Source organism: Rhodococcus sp. 008, from assembly GCF_001682295.1.
Taxonomy (GTDB): Bacteria; Actinomycetota; Actinomycetes; order Mycobacteriales; family Mycobacteriaceae; genus Rhodococcus_F; species Rhodococcus_F qingshengii.
Window position 1 is genome coordinate 2,498,626 of the sequence record NZ_CP012749.1, and the last position, 18,265, is coordinate 2,516,890.

Genomic DNA, 18,265 nt, shown 5'->3' on the forward strand with positions numbered 1-18,265 from the left:
GCAGTCCCTTCATGATCGGTGGCTTGGTGAGTTGATGGTTGAACAAGATGGTGCGCAGAGCAAAGACGTTGTGAGCGAGATGAGTGTCGCGCAGCTGCGTGAGTGGCTTCGCAATTGGATCGCCAACGCGACCGGTCAGCCGGCGGGTTCGATCACGGACGATCGCCCGATGGAAGAGTTCGGGCTCGCCTCGCGGGACGCAGTCGCTCTGAGCGGAGACATCGAGGATCTGCTCGGCGTCACGCTGACCGCCACGGTTGCCTATCAACACCCCACCATCGCTTCGCTGGCTACTCGGATCATCGAAGGTGAGCCCGAGGCGCCGCAGGAGACCGTCGACGCCTCGTACTACGTCTCAGGCGGCACGACGGACGCTCACGACATCGCCATCGTCGGACTGTCCACACGATTCCCCGGTGCCGGGCACACGCCTTCGGACATGTGGGAAATGCTGGCGGACGGACGCGACGGCATCAGCGACCTCCCCGAGGACCGCTGGGCCGAGTTCATGTCGGATCCCGCCATCAAGGCCGCGGTCGAGAACGCGAACACCAAGGGCGGGTACCTCGACGACGTCAAGGGCTTCGACGCCGAGTTCTTCGCGATGTCTCCGCTCGAGGTCGTCAACGTCGATCCGCAGCAGCGCCTCGCACTCGAACTCGCGTGGGAAGCACTCGAGCACGCTCGCATTCCGGCCAGTGGGCTCAAGGGCAAGCAGGTCGGTGTTTTCATCGGCAGTTCCGCCAACGACTACCAGTTGCTCGCGGTCAGTGATCCGACGACGGCGCATCCGTACGCGTTGACCGGAACGTCGACGGCGATCGTCGCGAACCGGGTCTCGTACTTCTTCGACTTCCGTGGACCGTCCATCGCTCTGGACACCGCGTGTTCGTCTTCGCTGGTTGCCGTTCACGAGGCTGTGCGCTCGCTGCGCAGCGGTGACTCCAACATCGCGCTGGCCGGTGGCGTCAACATGCTGCTGGCCCCTCCCGGAACCCTCGGTTTCGATCAGACCGGGATGCTCGCTCCCGACGGAAAACTGCGTGCCTTCTCCGCTCAGGCTCAGGGAATCGTTCGCAGTGAGGGCGGCGGACTCGTCGTGCTCAAGCGCCTCGAAGACGCCGAGCGTGACGGAGATTCCATCCTCGCGGTGATCGCCGGATCCGCGGTCAACCAGGACGGCCGTTCCAACGGTCTGCTCGCACCCAATCCCGATGCCCAGGCCGACGTGTTGCGTTTCGCGTACCGCGACGCCGGCATCGTGCCGACCACCGTCGACTACATCGAGGCGCACGGAACGGGTACCGATCTCGGTGATCCCATCGAGGCCGACGCGCTCAGTCGTGTCGTCGGTCGTGGTCGTGACGAAGACAAGCCGGCTCTGCTCGGTAGTGCGAAGACCAACTTCGGGCACCTGGAAGCAGCTGCGGGCGCCGCCGGCCTGATCAAGGTCGTTCTGGCGATGCAGGAAAACAAGATTCCCGCGACGATCAACTACCTGGGCCCGAACCCGCACATCGACTTCGAGAAGTCGCACCTGCAGGTGACGCCCGAGGCCACCGACTGGCCGCGCTACACCGGCAAGGCTGTCGCCGGTGTCTCCGGTTTCGGTTTCGGTGGAACCAACGCGCACGTCGTGGTCAAGGAGTACGTACCTGCCGACGCGGTAGTCGATGAACCGGTTGTGGATGCCCCGGTGGTCGACGAACCGGCAGCAGAGAACGAGAGCACCGTTGTGCTGGCCGTGTCCGGCGCGCTGCCGTCGCGTCGTCGCCGCGCAGCCGCTGATCTGGCCGACTGGCTCGAAACCGAAGAGGGAAGCAAGACGCCCCTCGCCGACGTCGCCCGCACACTCGCGCGTCGCAACCACGGACGCTCGCGCGCCGCTGTTCTGGCGAATACGCGCTCCGAGGCCATCAGCTCGCTGCGCGCCGTCGCCGCAGGCAAGCCTGCTCAAGGAGTCTTCTCCGCCGACTCGCCGTCGCCCAAGGGCGCGGTGTGGGTGTTCTCGGGCTTCGGCTCGCAGCACCGCAAGATGGCCAAGCAGCTCTACACGGAGAACTCGGCCTTCAAGGCGGCCGTCGACGAGGTCGACGCGCTGATCCAGGACGAGGCCGGCTACTCGATGGTCGAGATGTTCCTCGACGATTCGATCGAGTACAACGTCGAGACCGCCCAGGTGGGAATCTTCACCATCCAGGTCGGTCTGGCCGCATTGCTGCGTCACCACGGCGCCGAGGCCGAAGCCGTGGTTCCGCACTCGATGGGTGAGGCCGCTGCCGCGTACGTTTCCGGCGGTCTGAACCTGGAAGACGCTGTCCGCGTGATCTGTTCACGTTCACGGCTGATGGGTGAGGCCGAGGGCGCACTTGTCGGTGACGACATCCGTCTGATGGCTCTGCTCGAGTACAGCGCATCCGAGATCGAGGCGCTACTGCCCACGTACCCCAAGCTCGAGGTCTGTGTTTACGCAGCTCCGACGCACACGGTGATCGGTGGACCACAGCCGGACATCCAGGCGATCGTCGCGGCCGCCGAGGCCGACGGCAAGATGGCGCGTGTCCTGCAGACCAAGGGTGCCAGCCACACCTCACAGGTCGATCCGTTGCTCGGCGAGCTTGCCGCGGAGTTGGCCGGTATCGAGCCGACCACGTTGAAGCTCGGCGTCTACTCGTCCGTCGACAAGGACACTTTCTACCGTCCCGGTCACGAGCCGATCCATCAAGAGGCGTACTGGGTCAAGGGTCTTCGCCACAGCGTGTACTTCACCAATGCGGTACGCGGTGCAGTTGCCCACGGCCACACCACTTTTGTCGAGCTTGCACCCAACCCGGTGACGCTGATGTCGGTGGCGGCTACCGCTTTCGATTCGGGCCTGCACGACATGGAGCTCATCCAGACGCTCAAGCGTAAGGAAGACGAGTCCGCGGGTGTTCTTGCCGCTCTCGCACAGCTGTACGTGCACGGCCATGCCGTGAACCTCGAGTCTCTGCTTCCCGCAGGCGATTTCGCTTCGGTTCCGCGTACCGCATTCCTGCGTAAGCCGTATTGGCTCGACATTCGCGTCAGTGCCGGCGGTTCGGCTCGCGTACCCGGTTCGCACGTCGCTCTGCCCGACGGCCGCCACGTGTGGGAGGTCGACGCATCCGCCGTCACCGATCTGGCTGTGCTCGTGAGCGCTGCTGCCGGACAGGTGCTCTCGGATGTCGCTCTCACCGCCGCCGTTCCCCATGGTGAGCTGGCCGGCGCTGCGACCCTGACCACGACACTCAACCCGCATCCGGGTGGAGCGTCGGTGCAGGTGCACGCCCGTGAGGGTGCTACGTTCCGTTTGCTGTTCGACGCCGTCGTCACGTCCGGTGAGCCGCTGCCCGAGCTGGTCGTCAGCGCGCCGGTCAAGACCAGTGCGCCGATGGAATCCCTGGCCGAGGTCGTCGAAGACGCCGGAGACAAGTGGGATCCGAACGGTTCGCAGAGCCTCGACGACCGCCTCAAGATCGTGGTTGCCGAGTCGATGGGGTACTCGCCGGAGGATCTGCCGGCCGAGGTTCCGCTCATCGAACTGGGTCTCGACTCGCTCATGGCGATGCGTATCAAGAACCGCGTCGAGTACGAGTTCGACATTCCGCAGCTCCAGCTCCAGGCAGTCAAGGACGCGAGCCTCAACGAGGTCAACAAGTACCTGCGCTACGCGATCGACAATCGCGAAGAGGTTCAGGCGATGGCCGACAAGCAGGCCGCGGAGAAGTTGGCGGCCGACGCTGCTGACGAGGACGTTGCTCCCGCCGAGGTGGCAGTGGAACTACCTACCACTGCTCCGGTTGCTGCTGCGCCTTCCGATCCTTCTCGAGCCGGAACTGCCGACGACGCAGGCTCGGACGTTCCGCCGCGAGATGCGGCCGAGCGCTTGACGTTTGCGACGTGGGCGGTTGTCACCGGGAAGTCGGCCAAGGGCATCTTCAACGATCTGCCGATCGTCGGTGACGAGGTCGCCGAGAAGCTTGCTGCTCGGCTTTCCGAGCGTGCCGGTGGCGAGATCACTCTCGACGACGTTCTCGACTCCACCACCATCGAAGAGCTTGCGGACGTCGTTCGCCAGTACCTCGAGGACGACGGCAAGATCGACGGACTCGTACGTACTCTGCGTGCCCGTCCCGAAGGTTCCACTGCCGTACCGGTATTCGTCTTCCATGCTGCCGGTGGTTCGACGGTGACGTACGAGCCTCTGCTCAAGCGCCTGCCCGCCGGCACGCCGATGTACGGATTCGAGCGGGTCGAGGGCTCGATCGAAACCCGCGCTGCTGCTTACGTTCCGCTGCTGCGTGAGATCCAGGGCGACGGGCCGTACGTGCTGTGTGGCTGGTCGTTCGGTGGCGTGATGTCGTATGCGGTCGCGAAGTTGCTGCGCGAGCAGGGCGCCGACGTGCGTGTGGTCGGGCTGCTCGACACCGTCATGGCCGGCGAGGTCGTGCCGGACACCGAGGCGGAACGACGCAAGCGCTGGGAGCGCTACGGCAAGTTCGCCAAGCGCACCTACAACCTGGATGTGCCGCTGCCGCTTGACGTTCTGGCTTCCACCGAAGCCGACGAGGATCAGATCCAGATCTTGATGGACATGATCAAGATGAGCGGCGCCAAGATTCCCGGCGGCATCATCGAGCATCAGCGGACGTCGTGGTTGGATAATCGCGCCATCCAGACGGCCGAGTTCAGCAGTTACGACGGCGACGTCGTGCTCTACATGGCTGACAAGTACCACGACGAGCTGATGACGCTCGAGCCTGCATTCAAGACCCGCAAGGCGGATGGTGGCTGGGGTGACTACGTGAAGAACCTCGAGGTCGTCTACATCGGCGGGGACCACCTGCAGATCGTCGACGAGCCGTACATCGCGAAGGTTGCGGCAGACCTCACCACCAAGCTGGCCCAGATCGAGACAGCTCAGACCAAAGCAGCGGAAACCGGAGTTCAGAAGTGACGACAACCACCGCGGAGAAGCTCGCTGAACTCCGCGAAAAGTTGGAGAAGGCAAAGGAACCCGGCTCGGCTCGGGCCATTGCCAAGCGCGATGCAGCAGGGCACAGCACGCCGCGCCAGCGCATCGACATGTTGCTCGACCCCGGTAGCTTCATCGAGATCGGTGCCCTGGTGAAGATGGCGGGCGAGGGCAACCCGTACAGCGACGGCGTCATGACCGGTCACGGAACCGTCGACGGGCGTCCGGTAGCCGTGTTCGCGCACGATCAGACGGTGTTCGGCGGTGCCGCCGGAGAGATGTTCGGCCGTAAGGTCGCAGCTGTCAACGATTTTGCGCTGAAGGTGGGCTGCCCGGTCGTCGGTATCAACGATTCCGGTGGAGCTCGCATCCAGGACGCCGTTTCCTCGTTGGCCTGGTACGCCAACATGGGTTCACGTCAGGAGCCGTTGTCCGGCCTGTGCCCGCAGATCTCGGTCATCCTCGGTAAATGCGCCGGCGGTGCCGTGTACGCCCCGATCAACACGGACGTCGTGGTCGCGACCGAAGAGTCGTACATGTTCGTCACCGGACCCGACGTCATCAAGTCGGTCACCGGCGAAGAGGTCAGCCTCGAGGACTTGGGTGGAGCCCGCAAGCAGGCGGAGTACGGAAACATCCATCACGTCGCTCCCGACGAGAAGGCTGCCTTCGACTGGGTGCGTGAGTACCTGAGCTTCATGCCGTCGTCGTGCCAGGAGAAGGCGCCGCTGATCAACCCGGGCCTCGAACCTGAGATCACCGAGTCGGATCTCGAACTCAATGCGTTCATGCCGGATGCCGACAACGCCGGCTACGACATGCACGACATCATTCTGCGGATCTTCGACGACGGCACTTTCCACGAAATCGGAGCCCAGGTCGCGCACAACGTGATCACCGGATTCTCCCGCGTCGACGGCCTGCCCGTCGGTGTCGTGGCCAACCAGCCCACGTACCTCAGTGGCGCCCTCGACGCGGACAGCTCCGACAAGGCCGCCCACTTCGTGCGCCTGTGCGACGCCTTCAACATCCCGCTCGTCTTCGTCGTCGACACACCGGGCTTCCTTCCCGGCGTCGATCAGGAAAAGGTCGGCGTCATCAAGCGCGGCGGGCGTTTCCTGTTCTCGTACATCGAAGCCACTGTGCCGAAGGTGACTGTGGTGGTTCGTAAGGCGTACGGCGGCGGTTATGCCGTCATGGGCTGCAAGCAGCTCGGTGCCGACATCAACCTCGCGTGGCCGACCGCTCGTATCGCCGTGATGGGCGCCGAGGGTGCCGTCAACATCATGGGGCGGCGTCAGCTCGCCGAGGCCGGTGAGAATGCACCCGCGGTGCGTGCTCAGCTGATCAACTTCTACAACGAGTTCGTCGCGACGCCGTACATCGCGGCCGAGCGCGGATACATCGACGCGGTGATCGAGCCTTCGCAGACGCGTCTCGAGATCCGTAAGGCTCTGAAGTTGCTCGCGGACAAGACGATCTTCAAGAACCCGCGCAAGCACAACTTGATGCCGCTCTAGTTCTTTTTGTCACCGAGGGCGTCGAACTGGCGGCGTAGCGCTTCTATCGCCGCCAGGACGGCCGGCCTTTCGCTGTCTGTCCGCCAGGCGAGGTAGATGTCTCGGCCGAGCGGCGGAACCGTGTCGAGCATTCGAACACCTTCCGGCGGTACAACTCTCGCCAGACGTGGAATCAATGCGACGGCGAGGCCCTGAGCGACGAATTCGACCTGGGTGGGAAACTCGGCGACCTCGTACTCGATTCGTGGGTCGAACCCCTGCGCGCGCAGGGTCCGGACGGTGAAGGTGTGAAAGTCCGTTCCCCGTGTCCACGTCGCCCAGGCATGCTCGGACAGCTCGCTGAGCGCGACGACCTTGTTCTCCGCCAGCGGATGTGACGTCGGGAGAGCGAGCAGCGCCACGTCGTCGTACACGGGCGTGAAGGAGAGTCCGTCGGGAAGTTCGACGGGCAGAGTGCTCCAACTGTCGACCACCACGACGTCGAGGTCGCGGCGAATCAGTGCGGGGAGCAGTTCTTCGGATTCGCCTTCGTTGAAGGTGATTTCGAGCTGCGGGTGCGCATGCCTGATTTCGGCGATGGCTCGCGGCAGCACCGTCCTGCTGGGGGAGACCAGGGCGCCGATACGTACGCGGCCCGTCACCTCGCTCTGCAGCGACGCGATTTCCGCCTCGGCCTGGGCGAGCGTCGAGAGAACCTCTGCGGTTCGGCGCGCGAGGATTCGGCCCGCTTCGGTAAGTCGTACACCGCGGCCCTGCGGTTCGAGGAGCGGAACACCGACCTCTCGCTCGAGTTTGTTCAACTGCTGCGAAATCCCGGATGGTGTGACATGCAAAGTGCGGGCGGCCGCCGCTACTGATCCGTTCTCGGCGACAGCGTGCAGGGCGCGGAGTCTTTCGAGATTCAACACAGTAGTAATGCTACCGAATATACGGTCTGAACATTTGCTTGTGCTGAATAGTTAGCGGCAGGAACATTGTCGAGTGACCACACTGACCTCCGCGACCGCGCAGACACCGACACCCACCCGAACTCCTCGGGGGCGCATCGACCCTCGATTGCTCGTCGTCGGAGGCGCAGCTGCGATCTCGATCAGTTCGCTCCTCATCAAGTTGGCTGATGTCGGGCCCTCGACGGCCGTCTTCTTCCGTTGCTTCCTGGCCCTGCCGCCGCTGTTGTGGTTGGCGTGGCGGGAGTACCGCCGGGTGGGCAAGCCGAGCCGGCGGGCAGTCGTTCTGCAGGTGCTCGGCGGTCTGCTGCTCGGACTGGATTTCGCGTTGTGGTCGCAGTCGATTCTGATGATCGGCGCGGGGATGGCGAGCGTCGTCGTGAACGTGCAGGTGGTCGTGGTGCCCGCACTGTCCTGGTTGGTATTCGGCAATCGGGTGCCGATGCGGTTCGTCTTCGCCCTGCCGTTCATGTTCACGGGAATCGCCTTGGCGGGCGGCGTGTTCGGGGGCGGGGGAACCGGCGACGACTTGCTGTGGGGAACGGCGCTCTCGCTCGTCTCCGGAATCGCCTACGGCGGCTACATCTTCGTGGTCGGCCGGACGGGCGAGGCGGATCGGGCCGCGAGCCAGGTGCTGATCTCGACGACGTCCGCGGGCATCGCCGGGTCCGTCATCGGATCACTGTGGGGCCGGATCGATTTCGTCCCGGGCTGGGAAGCGTTCGGCTGGCTCGCGGCACTGGCACTGGTCGGCCAGGTGTTCGGCTGGATGCTGATGGGGCACTCGCTCCCTCGGCTTCCCGCCGAGGTGGGCGCGACGCTCCTGCTCATGCAACCGGTACTCGCCGTACTGCTGGCAGTTGTGCTGCTCGGCGAACGGCCAGGCGTTGGGCAACTACTCGGGTGCGTCGTCGTTGTCGGAGCGGTCTCGGCCGTCTCCGTACGTCGCACCCGAGCAGTCACCCGAGTAGGTAGCGCAGGCTAATGCACCCGCATCTCGCCGGGCATCCACATGCCCGAGCGGGTTGCGGTGCCCGTCTCCACCTCTGCCGGAACCGCATTGGGGAAGTACCGGTCGTAGCGCTCGAGTGATCCCCAGTCCCGCGCCCAGTCGTCCTTCAGGTACGTCGGAACCGTCGTCGCACCGGCAAGAACCTCGGTGAATCCGAGCGGGCCACCGTTGTCCGCGGACTGCCAGGTGTCGGTGGAACTGACCGCAAGAGGACGGTCCGGGAGGATGCGGAAGTTCGGCATCTCGGCCACGCCGTTCTGATGTGTGAACGGACGTTGGCACGGGAACTGAAGGCCGACAGCCCAGTCCAGAAGCACCGGCTGCTCGTTGCCGATGTACGAGTTCAGGGACTCGAGCTTGGGCACGCGCGGCGGCGTGAATGCCATCCACTGATCGCCCGTGAGATTGGGATCGAACGCGACCACCCGAACGGCGTCGGCGTCCGGCGCGAGTTCGTCGATCGGGATGCGGACGTTGCGCCACGACGGCGCGGGTCCGATGTCTCGCGGCATGTACGAACCCTGAACCTGCACGGTTCCGTCGGGCTGAGTCCTGCCGTACTCGACCAGCAGTGACTGGCCGTACGTGATCGCACCGGTGTTGTCGACGGACCACACACGCCCGGCGACGGACATGACCACCAGCGGTGATTCTTCACTGCGAGTGGGCAATCCGTACCAACTCGAGATGAGGGAAGCAGGTTCCTGCACGCCGGGCTGGTAGCTGCCCATGACCGGTGTCTTCGACGGATCGAGGCCGAAGGGGAGCTTGGCCGTGCTGCCGTTGACGCCGACGTTGCCGGTGCCGCCGCTGGTTCCGGCACCGGAACCGGTGGCGAAGGTGGGACCGACACTCTGGCTGTCGGTATTGCCCATGCCCTGCTTGACTTCGATGTAATCCGCAGTCAGATCGCTGGGAACCCCATTGGGGGAGAAGCCCTTCGAATCAACTCCCGACAACGGATCCTCGGCGTTGAATCCGGGAGCGGTCAGAGGCCGCAGATTCCCGGAATTGACGTCGGTCTCGACCAGAACGTCCTCGGCCATGCCGCAGGTCTTGCCCGCGAGTGCCTCGATGTTGCTTCGGCCCAGCGAGTACGCCGGGTACTGCGACACTGCACCCTTGAGTAGCGAGAGCACCTCGAACAGGACCATCAGACCGGCAATCACGGTGAGGGGAGCGGCCGCGAACTTGCGAATTCGTCTGCCCTTGGCCGTGTTCGGCTTCTCGGGCGGGGCGGCAAATCCCTCACGCAGGTACTGCCAGGCGGCAAAGGCCAAGGCGAGAGCAAAGAGCGCGAGGAACAGGGTGTTGGATTCACGGCCGTCGTAGGAGATGGTCTTGTCGAACCACGGCACGCCGTAACTCGAGACGTACCAATAGCCGTTGATGCCGGCGAACGTCAACGCGAGCATCAGGAGCAGTCCGGCCACGAACACCGATCGGTTACGACGCGAGCGCAGGGCGGACGCGGACACGGCCACGGCGGTCAGCGCGGCGAGAGAACCGGCGATGCCCGCGTACGCACCGAAGTGGTGAGTCCACTTGGTGGGGTTGAACATCATCAGGAACATCGTGCCGAAGACGACGCCGACCAGGCGCCACGACGGACCGGTTGCCGCGCCGGGGACGCGGCCGCGGCGCAACAACACGAAGAGCGTCGTGAAGAGGCACAGGATCATCGTCAAGAACGCGAAGCGTCGGGCAACCGAGCCGTCGACCGTCTGGACGAAGAGGTAGTAGTAGCGCAGGAAGTCCTGGTACCACTCGAGATTGGGGCCGATGATCGTTCGGACGCGCGTGGCCTCCATGACACCGGCAAAGGTCTGGTCGGCGAAGATGACGACCAGCACGATGGTTCCGGCAGCGGCGATCGGAGCGAGAAGCGGCAGGGTGCCGACCAGTCGGTGACGCTTGACGACGATGCGCACCAACGGGCGCACACCGGCGAGAAGGGCTGCGATACACATCAATCCGGTGGGTGCGGCGGCAAGAGTGAAGGCGCCGATCAAGATTGCCGTGGCCGCGGGCAGCAGACGTCCGGTGGCGATGGCGCGCTCGATGGAGCACCAGGTGAGCAGTGCGCCGAGAGCCACGATGGGCTCGGGGCGAAGACCGTTGTTGTACGCCAGCCAGAAGGACAGGAATACCAGACCGCCGGTCCAGAGGGCGACGTTGCTCCGGCGAACCGCCCGGCCGAGACGCGGGACGACCTCGCGGCTGATGACCATCCAGCACAGGATTCCGGCGAGCAGAGCGGGCAGACGCATGAACGGGCTCGCGGTCGAGATCTTCGCCATCACGGCCAGCACTTCGTAATACCAACCGAACGGGGCCTCGGGAACGCCGAACCAACGGAAGTAGTTGGCCATGTATCCCGCGTCCGGTGAGACTCGAGCCATGGTGAGGAGGTAGCCGTCGTCGGCGGTGTTCGCGCCGATGAAGTGCCACACGACGAGCGTGCCGACCACCACTCCGTCGATACCGGAGAACTTCCACCAGCGTGCGGGCAGGAAGCGTCGGTGCTTGCGGCCGTCGGTGCCGTCGAGGCGAGCCAGGGCGACCAGCGCGACGATGGTCGAGAGGACGGCCACGATCATCGCGACCAGCTTCAAGACGCTCGGGCTCGACGAGAAACGTGAGTCGATCGTCATCGAGAAGCCGAGGCCCTCGGGGGCAGCGCCGTCGGGCAGGTCGCTGAAGACGCCGACCACCTGCGGGCGGAAGTCACCGTCGAGTTGGCCACGAATCGGGTTGCCGTCGGGATAGGTCAGTCCGACGAACTCTGCCGTGGTTCGGTTGACGTCAGAGCTGAACGCGATGGCGCCACAGCGACTGGACTCGACGTCCTCGCGTGCCGCCGAAGCGACGACGACGTTGCGATCGAGCACGTCGACGCTCGTCGCGGACACCCGGACGAACATCGACGACAGTGCCGCGCCGTCGCCCTGTGCAGGTGCCGTCGACAGCAGGATGCCGCCGCCCTCCGGCAACGAGCTGACCGCGGTACAGGGGATCGATGCGTTGACGTCGATGGGAACCTGCGCCATCAGCGGTGCCTCGACGTCGCCGATCACGCCGTTCTGCGGCCAGTTGACCGAAGCCGTCGTCTGCACGACGGGAAGCAGCGGAGTTGCCAGTGCGAGCACGAAGCCGAGCAAGCCGGCGATGATCGCGACCCATCGCGTGCGATGGAAACGCTCGCGGGCATCCTGACCAGCAGGAGGCGGCGAACTCGAAGTCTGAGGTGAAGCTGTCACGGCGTCGGGCACGGCTACCGATGGTATGTCAGGGCTGAGCGTGGACCTACCGTGCCCAGGTGGTTGGTAGGTCCACGCGTAACAGTTACGACTGGTAACGAATCGGGCCCGGTGTCCAGGTGCCCGATCGGGTCTCTGTGGTGACGTTCATTTGCGCGGGAACCGCGTCCGAATCGAGCGGTGTGTACTGCTCGAGCGATCCCCAGTCACGATCCCAGTCGTTGTCCAGATAGGTCGGCAATGCCCTGGCCGAGAGCAGTTCGGTAGTCCAGCCGAGCGGTCCGCCGCCGTAGTGGTCCTGCCAGGCGTTGGTGGACTCCGCGCCGATGCGGTCGGGCAGGATGCGCCAGTCGGGGATCTCGGCGACGCCGTACAGGTGATCCACCGGACGTTGGCACGGGAAGGCCAGACCGACAGCCCAGTCCATCAGCACGGGATCGGTGGATCCGACGACGTCCTGCAGCGTGCGCATGGTCGGCACTCGTGGCGGTGTGACCGCCAGCCACTGGTCGGCGCTGATGTCGGTGTCACTGGCCACCAGACGCACGGTGTCGGCGTCTGCGGGCAGCTGATCCATCGGAACGCGCAGGTTGCGCCACGACGGCGACGGGCCGATGTCGATCGGATCGACACGTCCCAGTGCGTCGACGCTCCCGTCGGCCTGCTTCTTGCCGTACTCGACCTGCAGCACTGCGCCGGGGGTGACGATGCCGTCGGAGTTGACGTAGCGGATGCGTCCGGCGGCCGCGACGGTCAGGAGCGGTGCGGCGTCGTTGCGCTCGGGGAGTGAATACCAACCGGTGGTCAGTGACGCGTTCTGAGGTGCTCCGTAACTACCGAGCACCGGGGTTTTTGCGGGGTCGAGCCCGAACGGGAGCGCGACGTTGCTGCCGTTGACGCCGGCCGTCGACTGCGAGCCACCGGCGGTGCCGGATCCGGTTCCCGGCGTGGTGGTGCCGGACTGCGAGGTCGAGGTGTCGAGGCTGTTTGCACTGCCTGCCGTCGAGTCTTCTGCGTCGGCCGTGAGGTCGCCTGCAACCCCGTCCGGCGAGAACCCGGTTGATTCGCTCGCACCGAATGCACCCGCGCCGGCGAGATCGGTGGGCCGATCCGTCAATTGCAGAACGCCGGCGTTCGGATCGGACTCGACGAGTACCTCACCCGCGAGACCGCAGCTTCCGCCGAAGACGGATTCGATGTTGGACTTGCCGATCGAATACGCGGGGTACTGCGCGACCGCGCCCTTGAGCAGGGACAGCACCTCGAACAGCACGACCGCTCCGGCCGCGATGGTCAACGGTGACGGGGCGAGAAGGCGGAGTCGCCTGGTCTTCTTGACGCTGTCCTCTGTGCCGTTTCGCCGGCGCGGCTCCATGACGTGGTACCACGCGGCCAGCAGCAGCGCGAGAATCGTGAGGCCGAGGAAGGCCGTCGAGAATCCCTTGCCGGCGATTGACGGCGGCTTGTCCCACCACGGGACGCCGTAACTCGAGACGTACCACCAGCCGTTGGAGCTCGTGAACGCCACAGCGAGGATGAACAGGATGCCCGCGGCGAACAGCGCGCGGTTTCGTTTGGAACGCATGCTCGACGCACTCACACCGACGGCGGCGAGGACGGCCACCGTGGCGGCCAGACCGGCGTACACACCGAAGTGGTGAGTCCACTTGGTGGGGGTGAACTGCATCAGGAGCAGCGACGCGAACACGATGCCGAGGATTCGGCGGGAGGGCCCGATAGCGGTGCCCGGGATCCGGCCCTTGCGCAGGATCATCATGACGCAGAAGACGAGTCCGACGAGCATGACGAACATGCCGAAGCGGCGTGCGAGTGAGCCGTCGGGGGAGATGGTCATCAGTGCGTCCCAACGCAACCGTTCCTCGAACCACGGAACGTTCGGCCCGACGGCCGTTCGCACTCTGGTCGATTCGAGAACTGTCGCGAGGGTTTGATCTGCGAAGACCGCGACGAGCACCACGGTTCCGGCGGCGAGAATCGGCATGATCTGGGACAGGAAGCCGACGCGCTTGCCGCGGGCGATCAGGATCTGCAGGATCGGCCGGGCGCCGGCGATCAACGCGCCGATCGCGATCAGCCCGGAAGGCCCGGCGGCCAACGAGAATGCGGCGATCAGCACGGCCATCGCGGCGGGCAACAGACGTCCGGTAGCGATGGCGCGTTCGATGGAGCACCACGTGAGCAGAGCGCCGAGGGCGATGATGGGCTCGGGGCGCAGGCCGTTGTTGTACGGCAACCAGAAGGCGAGGAACACGAGCCCGCCGGTCCAGATGGCAACCTTGTTGCGGCGCACCGCAACACCGAGTCGCGGGATCACCTCGCGGCTGATCACCATCCAACACAGAATGCCGGCGATCAGCGCGGGCAGGCGCATCCACATGCTCGCGGTGCTGACCTTCGCGAACAGCGCCAGCACGTCGTAGTACCAACCGAACGGCGCTTCGGGGACGCCGAACCAACGGAAGTAATTGGCCATGTACCCGGAGTGCTCCGAGACTCGGGCCATGCCGAGCAGGTAACCGTCGTCGGAAGTGTTGGCGCCGAACACATGCCACAGCGCCAGCGTGCCGATAACCAGGGCGTCGATGCCGGTGAACTTCCACCATCGCGCCGGCAGGAACCGCCGCGCACGACGGCCGTCGACGCCGTCGATCCGGTGCAGTGCGTACAGCGAGACGATGGTCGAGAGTGCCGCCACGATCATCGCGAACAGTTTGAGAAGTGTGGGGCTGGACGAGAACCGCGAGTCGACGTCCATGTGGGCGGACAGTCCGGCGGGCGCTGCGCCCTGCAGGTCGGTGAAGATGCCGACCACCTGTGGGCGGTAGTCACCGGTCAGGGTGGTGCCGACGCCGTCGATTCCGGTGACCGCCGCGACGGTCTGCTCGGAGTTGGTCGTGATGGTGATCGCCGTGCACCCGCTCAGTTGATCGAGCGGGGTCGAGATCAATACCGAATCGCGGGTGAGTGCTTCGAGGCGGTCGGCAGTGGTGCGGACGGTGAGGCCGCGGGCGTTTCGGTCCGGCGCCCCGTTCGGCATGGTCGAGAGCAGTGTGCCGCCGCTGCCGCCCAACTGGCCGAGAGTGGAACAGGGGATGCTGATGTCGAGCGATGTGGGCGAGTAGGAGATAAGCGGCGACGAAACGCTGTTGACGGTCCCACCCTGCGGCCAGTCGATGCTCGCGGCTTCCTGCTTGACGGGCAGGAAGGGCGTCGCGAGTGCAAGAAGCAGGCCAAGAAGGCCGGTGACTATCGCGATGAGTCGTGCCGTCCGGACTCGCTGGGAATCCGATTCTCGGGGAGCTTCGGGGCCAGTGGGCACGGGTTTCGGGGGCACTACTACTTCAGACGGCACAAGGAACGATGTTAGGCGAGTGTGGGCCCGCACATCCTGAGAGAACTACTCAGGATGCAACTTCCTGTTCGGATTGTGGTGTTTCAAGTGTTCGGGCAATGGTGTCGAGTGAAATACCCAACACTTCCGCGACCGCGCTGATGGTGAAGAAGGCGGGTGTCGCGATGCGTCCGGTTTCGATCTTGCGCAGCGTTTCGACCGAGATGCCGGCATCGAGCGCTACCTGAACCATGCTTCGGTCTCCCCGTGCAGATCGCAGGAGTTCACCCAGTCGTAGTCCTCGTTCGAGTTCTTCCGCCGTCAGCGGTACGCGCACCATGTGCTTATAGTAATACCGGTATAGTTATTCGACAAGGAAGGTGTTCGAAATGGTCGAAATCAAGACCGCAGGGGAAATCGACGCGATGGCGGCGGCTGGGAGAATCACGGCGCAGGCTCTGGCTGCGGCGCGTGAGGCGGCAAGCGTCGGGGTGACGTTGCTCGAATTGGACGCCGTTGCCGCGGAGGTTATTTCGGCGGCCGGCGCCTCGGCGCTGTTCTTGAACTACCGGCCGGCAACGGCACCGACGCCGTTCCCAGGCGCCATCTGTGCGAGTGTGAACGATGCTGTGGTGCACGGTATCCCGAATGAGTACCGGCTTCGCGACGGTGACCTGGTCAGCATCGACTGCGGCGCGAGACTCGACGGTTGGTGTGGTGACTCCGCCATCAGCTTCACTGTCGGGCGGGGGAGCAGTGAGGATCAGGCACTGATCGACGCGACCGATGAGGCACTTGCCCGTGGCATTGCCGCTGCCCAGCCCGGAAACCGATTGGGCGACATCGGTGCCGCGATCGGACAGTACGCGCGCGGCCTCGGATACGGAATGCTCGCCGATCACGGTGGGCACGGCATCGGCCGCGAGATGCACGAAGGCCCGGACGTGCCCAACGAAGGCCGAGCAGGCAAAGGCTTCCGGCTACGGCCCGGCCTGGTCATCGCCATCGAACCGATGCTCATCGCCGACGGAACCGACGACTACCGGCACGACGCCGACGGGTGGACCCTTCGCACCGTTTCGGGCGCCAGGGCTGCGCACAGTGAGCACACGGTCGCGATCACCGAAGACGGTCCGGTGATCATGACCCGCTGATCAACCCGCTCAGCTCTGGTTGGAGGTCTTGCCGCTCACGAGGTCTCGTACGTCCCACACCCACACGTCGTCGACGCGCTTGGCGTCGAAGCCGACCAGCTCGTCGACCGTGTGGCGCAGGGCGTCGTCGCCGGAGAATCGGGGAAGCACCAGTACGTCGGCGTGCCAGTACCGCAGGTCGGTCAGTGCGTTCGCTCTGGTGCCCACGTCGATCAACGGGACCTTGCCGGTTTGTTTGGCATTGACCAGCAGGGTCGAGGTGGGCCGGGACTCGGCGCCGTAGATTCCGGCGCGGGTCTTCGAATCCGGGCCGACGAAGTACCCGCCGGCGATGGGGAAGCCGAAGTCGGCGTCGACCTGCCAGCTCAGTGCGCGGGCGTCTTCGGCGCTCGCGACGGGAACCGTCACCAGGGTGCCGTCGCTGACGTAGTTCTCCCACGAGCCGCTGGTGATGAATTCGGGCGTCGCAGATCGCTGATCGGCGTCGATGGGGGTCGGGATCAGGGGAATCATCGCGACGGCGAGTGCCACCAGCCAGACACCGGCTGCCGTGCGGCGCGGTCCACGAAGTTCGACAAAAGCGCGGTAGGTGCCGAGGGTGAGCAACAGTCCGATCGCCGGAATCGCGCCCATCGCGAATCGGGATTCGAGCACCGATTCGAACAACGGCAAGTCTGCGAGGAGTTTCCACGGCAGGGTGATGCCGGTCTTGTCACCGTCGATGGTCAGTTCGGAACCGAGCGAGAGCACACCCATCACCACGATCACGGCGGCGGCAGCGCGGGTCAGACGGATGCGCCACAGCCACACCGTTGCACCGAGAAGCAGGAGCACCAACGGCCATCCGAAGTACGCGTTCTCCTCGGTCGGGTTCATTCGGAACTCGGCGCCCTCAGGATCTCCCGCAACCGACTCGGTCGGGAACGTGGTGAGGGCAGCGGTGTCGTTGCCTGCCTGACCGTGTGAGACGCCGTCGTAGCTCGCTGGGCCGAAGAACTGCGACCACAGCGGCACCGCGGTGATCAGGAGTGTGACCGCGCCGCCGATCACGAGGCCGGGCATCGCGCGCTTGATCGCCTGGCGCGATTTGGCCAGGTCGGGCAGTGCATAGGCGGCGCCGAACACCATGGCTGACATCGTGAAGATGAGGAGCGGTTCTTCGCCGAGGAAGATCTGCCAGGCGACGAGTAGGCCGAGCACGACACCGTCGCGAACCGGACGCTTGCCGTTCGAAATGCGCACTACCTGCAAGAATATGAACGGAAGTACGAAGAACGCGACGAAGTTCGGGTGGCCGTTGGCATGCGAGATCATGGCGGGCGCAAATCCGCAGAACCCCGCTCCGACGGCGGCGGCGACCTTGGAGCGGACGGAGACTCCGGTCAGTACGTGCCGCGAGAATGCCCAGTACCAAGCGATGGCGGTGCCGCCGAGGCCGGCGGTCAGCCCGATCGCATACGTGGCGGTCGGTCCGAAGATCAGCGTGATCGGGGCCAACGGGATACTGATGCCGAACATCGCGGTATTGGCCATCAGGTTCACGCCGAGTGGATAATTCTGCAGGTCACTGAACAGTGGGCTGCGGAACTGGGCGAGGGCGTGAGCGGTATCGGCGAAGAACCATTCCCACATGGCCTGGTCGCGGCCCGCGTTGAACAGATAGCCGGACTGCAGATCGCTCCACAGGTTGGACATCACGTAGATCGCCGCGACGGTGAACGTCGCCATGATCGCGAAATCGACCAGACGACCGCGCTGGACGACCGAGCGCCGCACTGCTGAACGGACTCGCCCTGGACGTGCTTCTTCGAGCAGTTGGACGTCGGGCAAGGTCTCGGTCATGCAGTCGGTGCCTTTCGGTTCTGGCGCCCATCCCTGAAGTGGCGATCTCAGAAGTTCGGGGTGGCCTACTTAGGTCTCGATTCGATAACTTCCACTGTCAGAGTAACGAACAAAACGGTTCGCGTCCGCGAGCGGGCGCAGTCAGCGGGACAAACCGGTCCGCCCGACTTGTCCGGAAAGTA

At 64.9% G+C, this 18,265-nt stretch carries 9 protein-coding genes; 4 read left to right on the plus strand and 5 right to left on the minus strand.

Annotated features, from left to right (window positions below; translation table 11 throughout):
- Window positions 1-34 precede the first annotated feature (34 nt).
- Both pks13 and AOT96_RS11695 read left to right on the plus strand, forming a co-directional pair.
- Entirely contained in the window at window positions 35-4,978 is a 4,944-nt protein-coding gene (gene pks13 / locus AOT96_RS11690) for a polyketide synthase Pks13 (RefSeq protein ID WP_065351772.1), read from the plus strand.
- Window positions 4,975-6,516, plus strand: a complete 1,542-nt coding sequence (locus AOT96_RS11695) for an acyl-CoA carboxylase subunit beta (RefSeq protein ID WP_003943957.1) — start codon at window positions 4,975-4,977, stop codon at window positions 6,514-6,516. The genes pks13 and AOT96_RS11695 overlap by 4 nt, the downstream gene beginning before the upstream one ends.
- Here the strand turns inward: AOT96_RS11695 and AOT96_RS11700 are convergent.
- Window positions 6,513-7,424, minus strand: coding sequence for a LysR family transcriptional regulator (locus AOT96_RS11700; RefSeq protein WP_065351773.1), 912 nt, complete (start codon window positions 7,422-7,424; stop codon window positions 6,513-6,515). The genes AOT96_RS11695 and AOT96_RS11700 overlap by 4 nt on opposite strands.
- A gap of 73 nt (window positions 7,425-7,497) precedes the next feature.
- On the opposite strand from AOT96_RS11700, the gene AOT96_RS11705 reads away from it, so the two are divergent.
- Window positions 7,498-8,448, plus strand: a complete 951-nt coding sequence (locus AOT96_RS11705; RefSeq protein WP_003943901.1) for a DMT family transporter — start codon at window positions 7,498-7,500, stop codon at window positions 8,446-8,448.
- Here the strand turns inward: AOT96_RS11705 and AOT96_RS11710 are convergent.
- From AOT96_RS11710 to AOT96_RS11720, 3 genes are all read right to left on the minus strand, one after another.
- Window positions 8,445-11,747: an arabinosyltransferase domain-containing protein gene (locus AOT96_RS11710; RefSeq protein ID WP_058038047.1), complete on the minus strand. Its 3,303-nt coding sequence runs from the start codon at window positions 11,745-11,747 to the stop codon at window positions 8,445-8,447. The two genes, AOT96_RS11705 and AOT96_RS11710, sit on opposite strands and share 4 nt — an antisense overlap.
- Before the next feature lie 73 nt (window positions 11,748-11,820).
- Window positions 11,821-15,075, minus strand: coding sequence for an arabinosyltransferase domain-containing protein (locus AOT96_RS11715; protein WP_030535816.1), 3,255 nt, complete (start codon window positions 15,073-15,075; stop codon window positions 11,821-11,823).
- A gap of 82 nt (window positions 15,076-15,157) precedes the next feature.
- On the minus strand, window positions 15,158-15,427 hold the full coding sequence (locus AOT96_RS11720) for a helix-turn-helix domain-containing protein (protein WP_003943854.1): 270 nt from the start codon (window positions 15,425-15,427) through the stop codon (window positions 15,158-15,160).
- Window positions 15,428-15,476: 49 nt separating this feature from the next.
- On the opposite strand from AOT96_RS11720, the gene map reads away from it, so the two are divergent.
- Window positions 15,477-16,241: a type I methionyl aminopeptidase gene (gene map / locus AOT96_RS11725; RefSeq protein WP_063315966.1), complete on the plus strand. Its 765-nt coding sequence runs from the start codon at window positions 15,477-15,479 to the stop codon at window positions 16,239-16,241.
- 9 nt (window positions 16,242-16,250) lie between these two features.
- On the opposite strand, the gene AOT96_RS11730 is transcribed toward map, so the two are convergent.
- Complete coding sequence (locus tag AOT96_RS11730) at window positions 16,251-18,083, minus strand: hypothetical protein (RefSeq protein ID WP_063315256.1); 1,833 nt, start codon at window positions 18,081-18,083, stop codon at window positions 16,251-16,253.
- Between the last annotated feature and the right edge of the window lie 182 nt (window positions 18,084-18,265).

Coding starts and splice junctions, on each gene's coding strand:
- pks13 (WP_065351772.1), top strand. CDS start 35: ATGGTTGAACAAGATGGTGCGCAGAGCAAAGACGTTGTGAGCGAGATG.
- AOT96_RS11720 (WP_003943854.1), bottom strand. CDS start 15,427: ATGGTGCGCGTACCGCTGACGGCGGAAGAACTCGAACGAGGACTACGA.
- map (WP_063315966.1), top strand. CDS start 15,477: ATGGTCGAAATCAAGACCGCAGGGGAAATCGACGCGATGGCGGCGGCT.
- AOT96_RS11730 (WP_063315256.1), bottom strand. CDS start 18,083: ATGACCGAGACCTTGCCCGACGTCCAACTGCTCGAAGAAGCACGTCCA.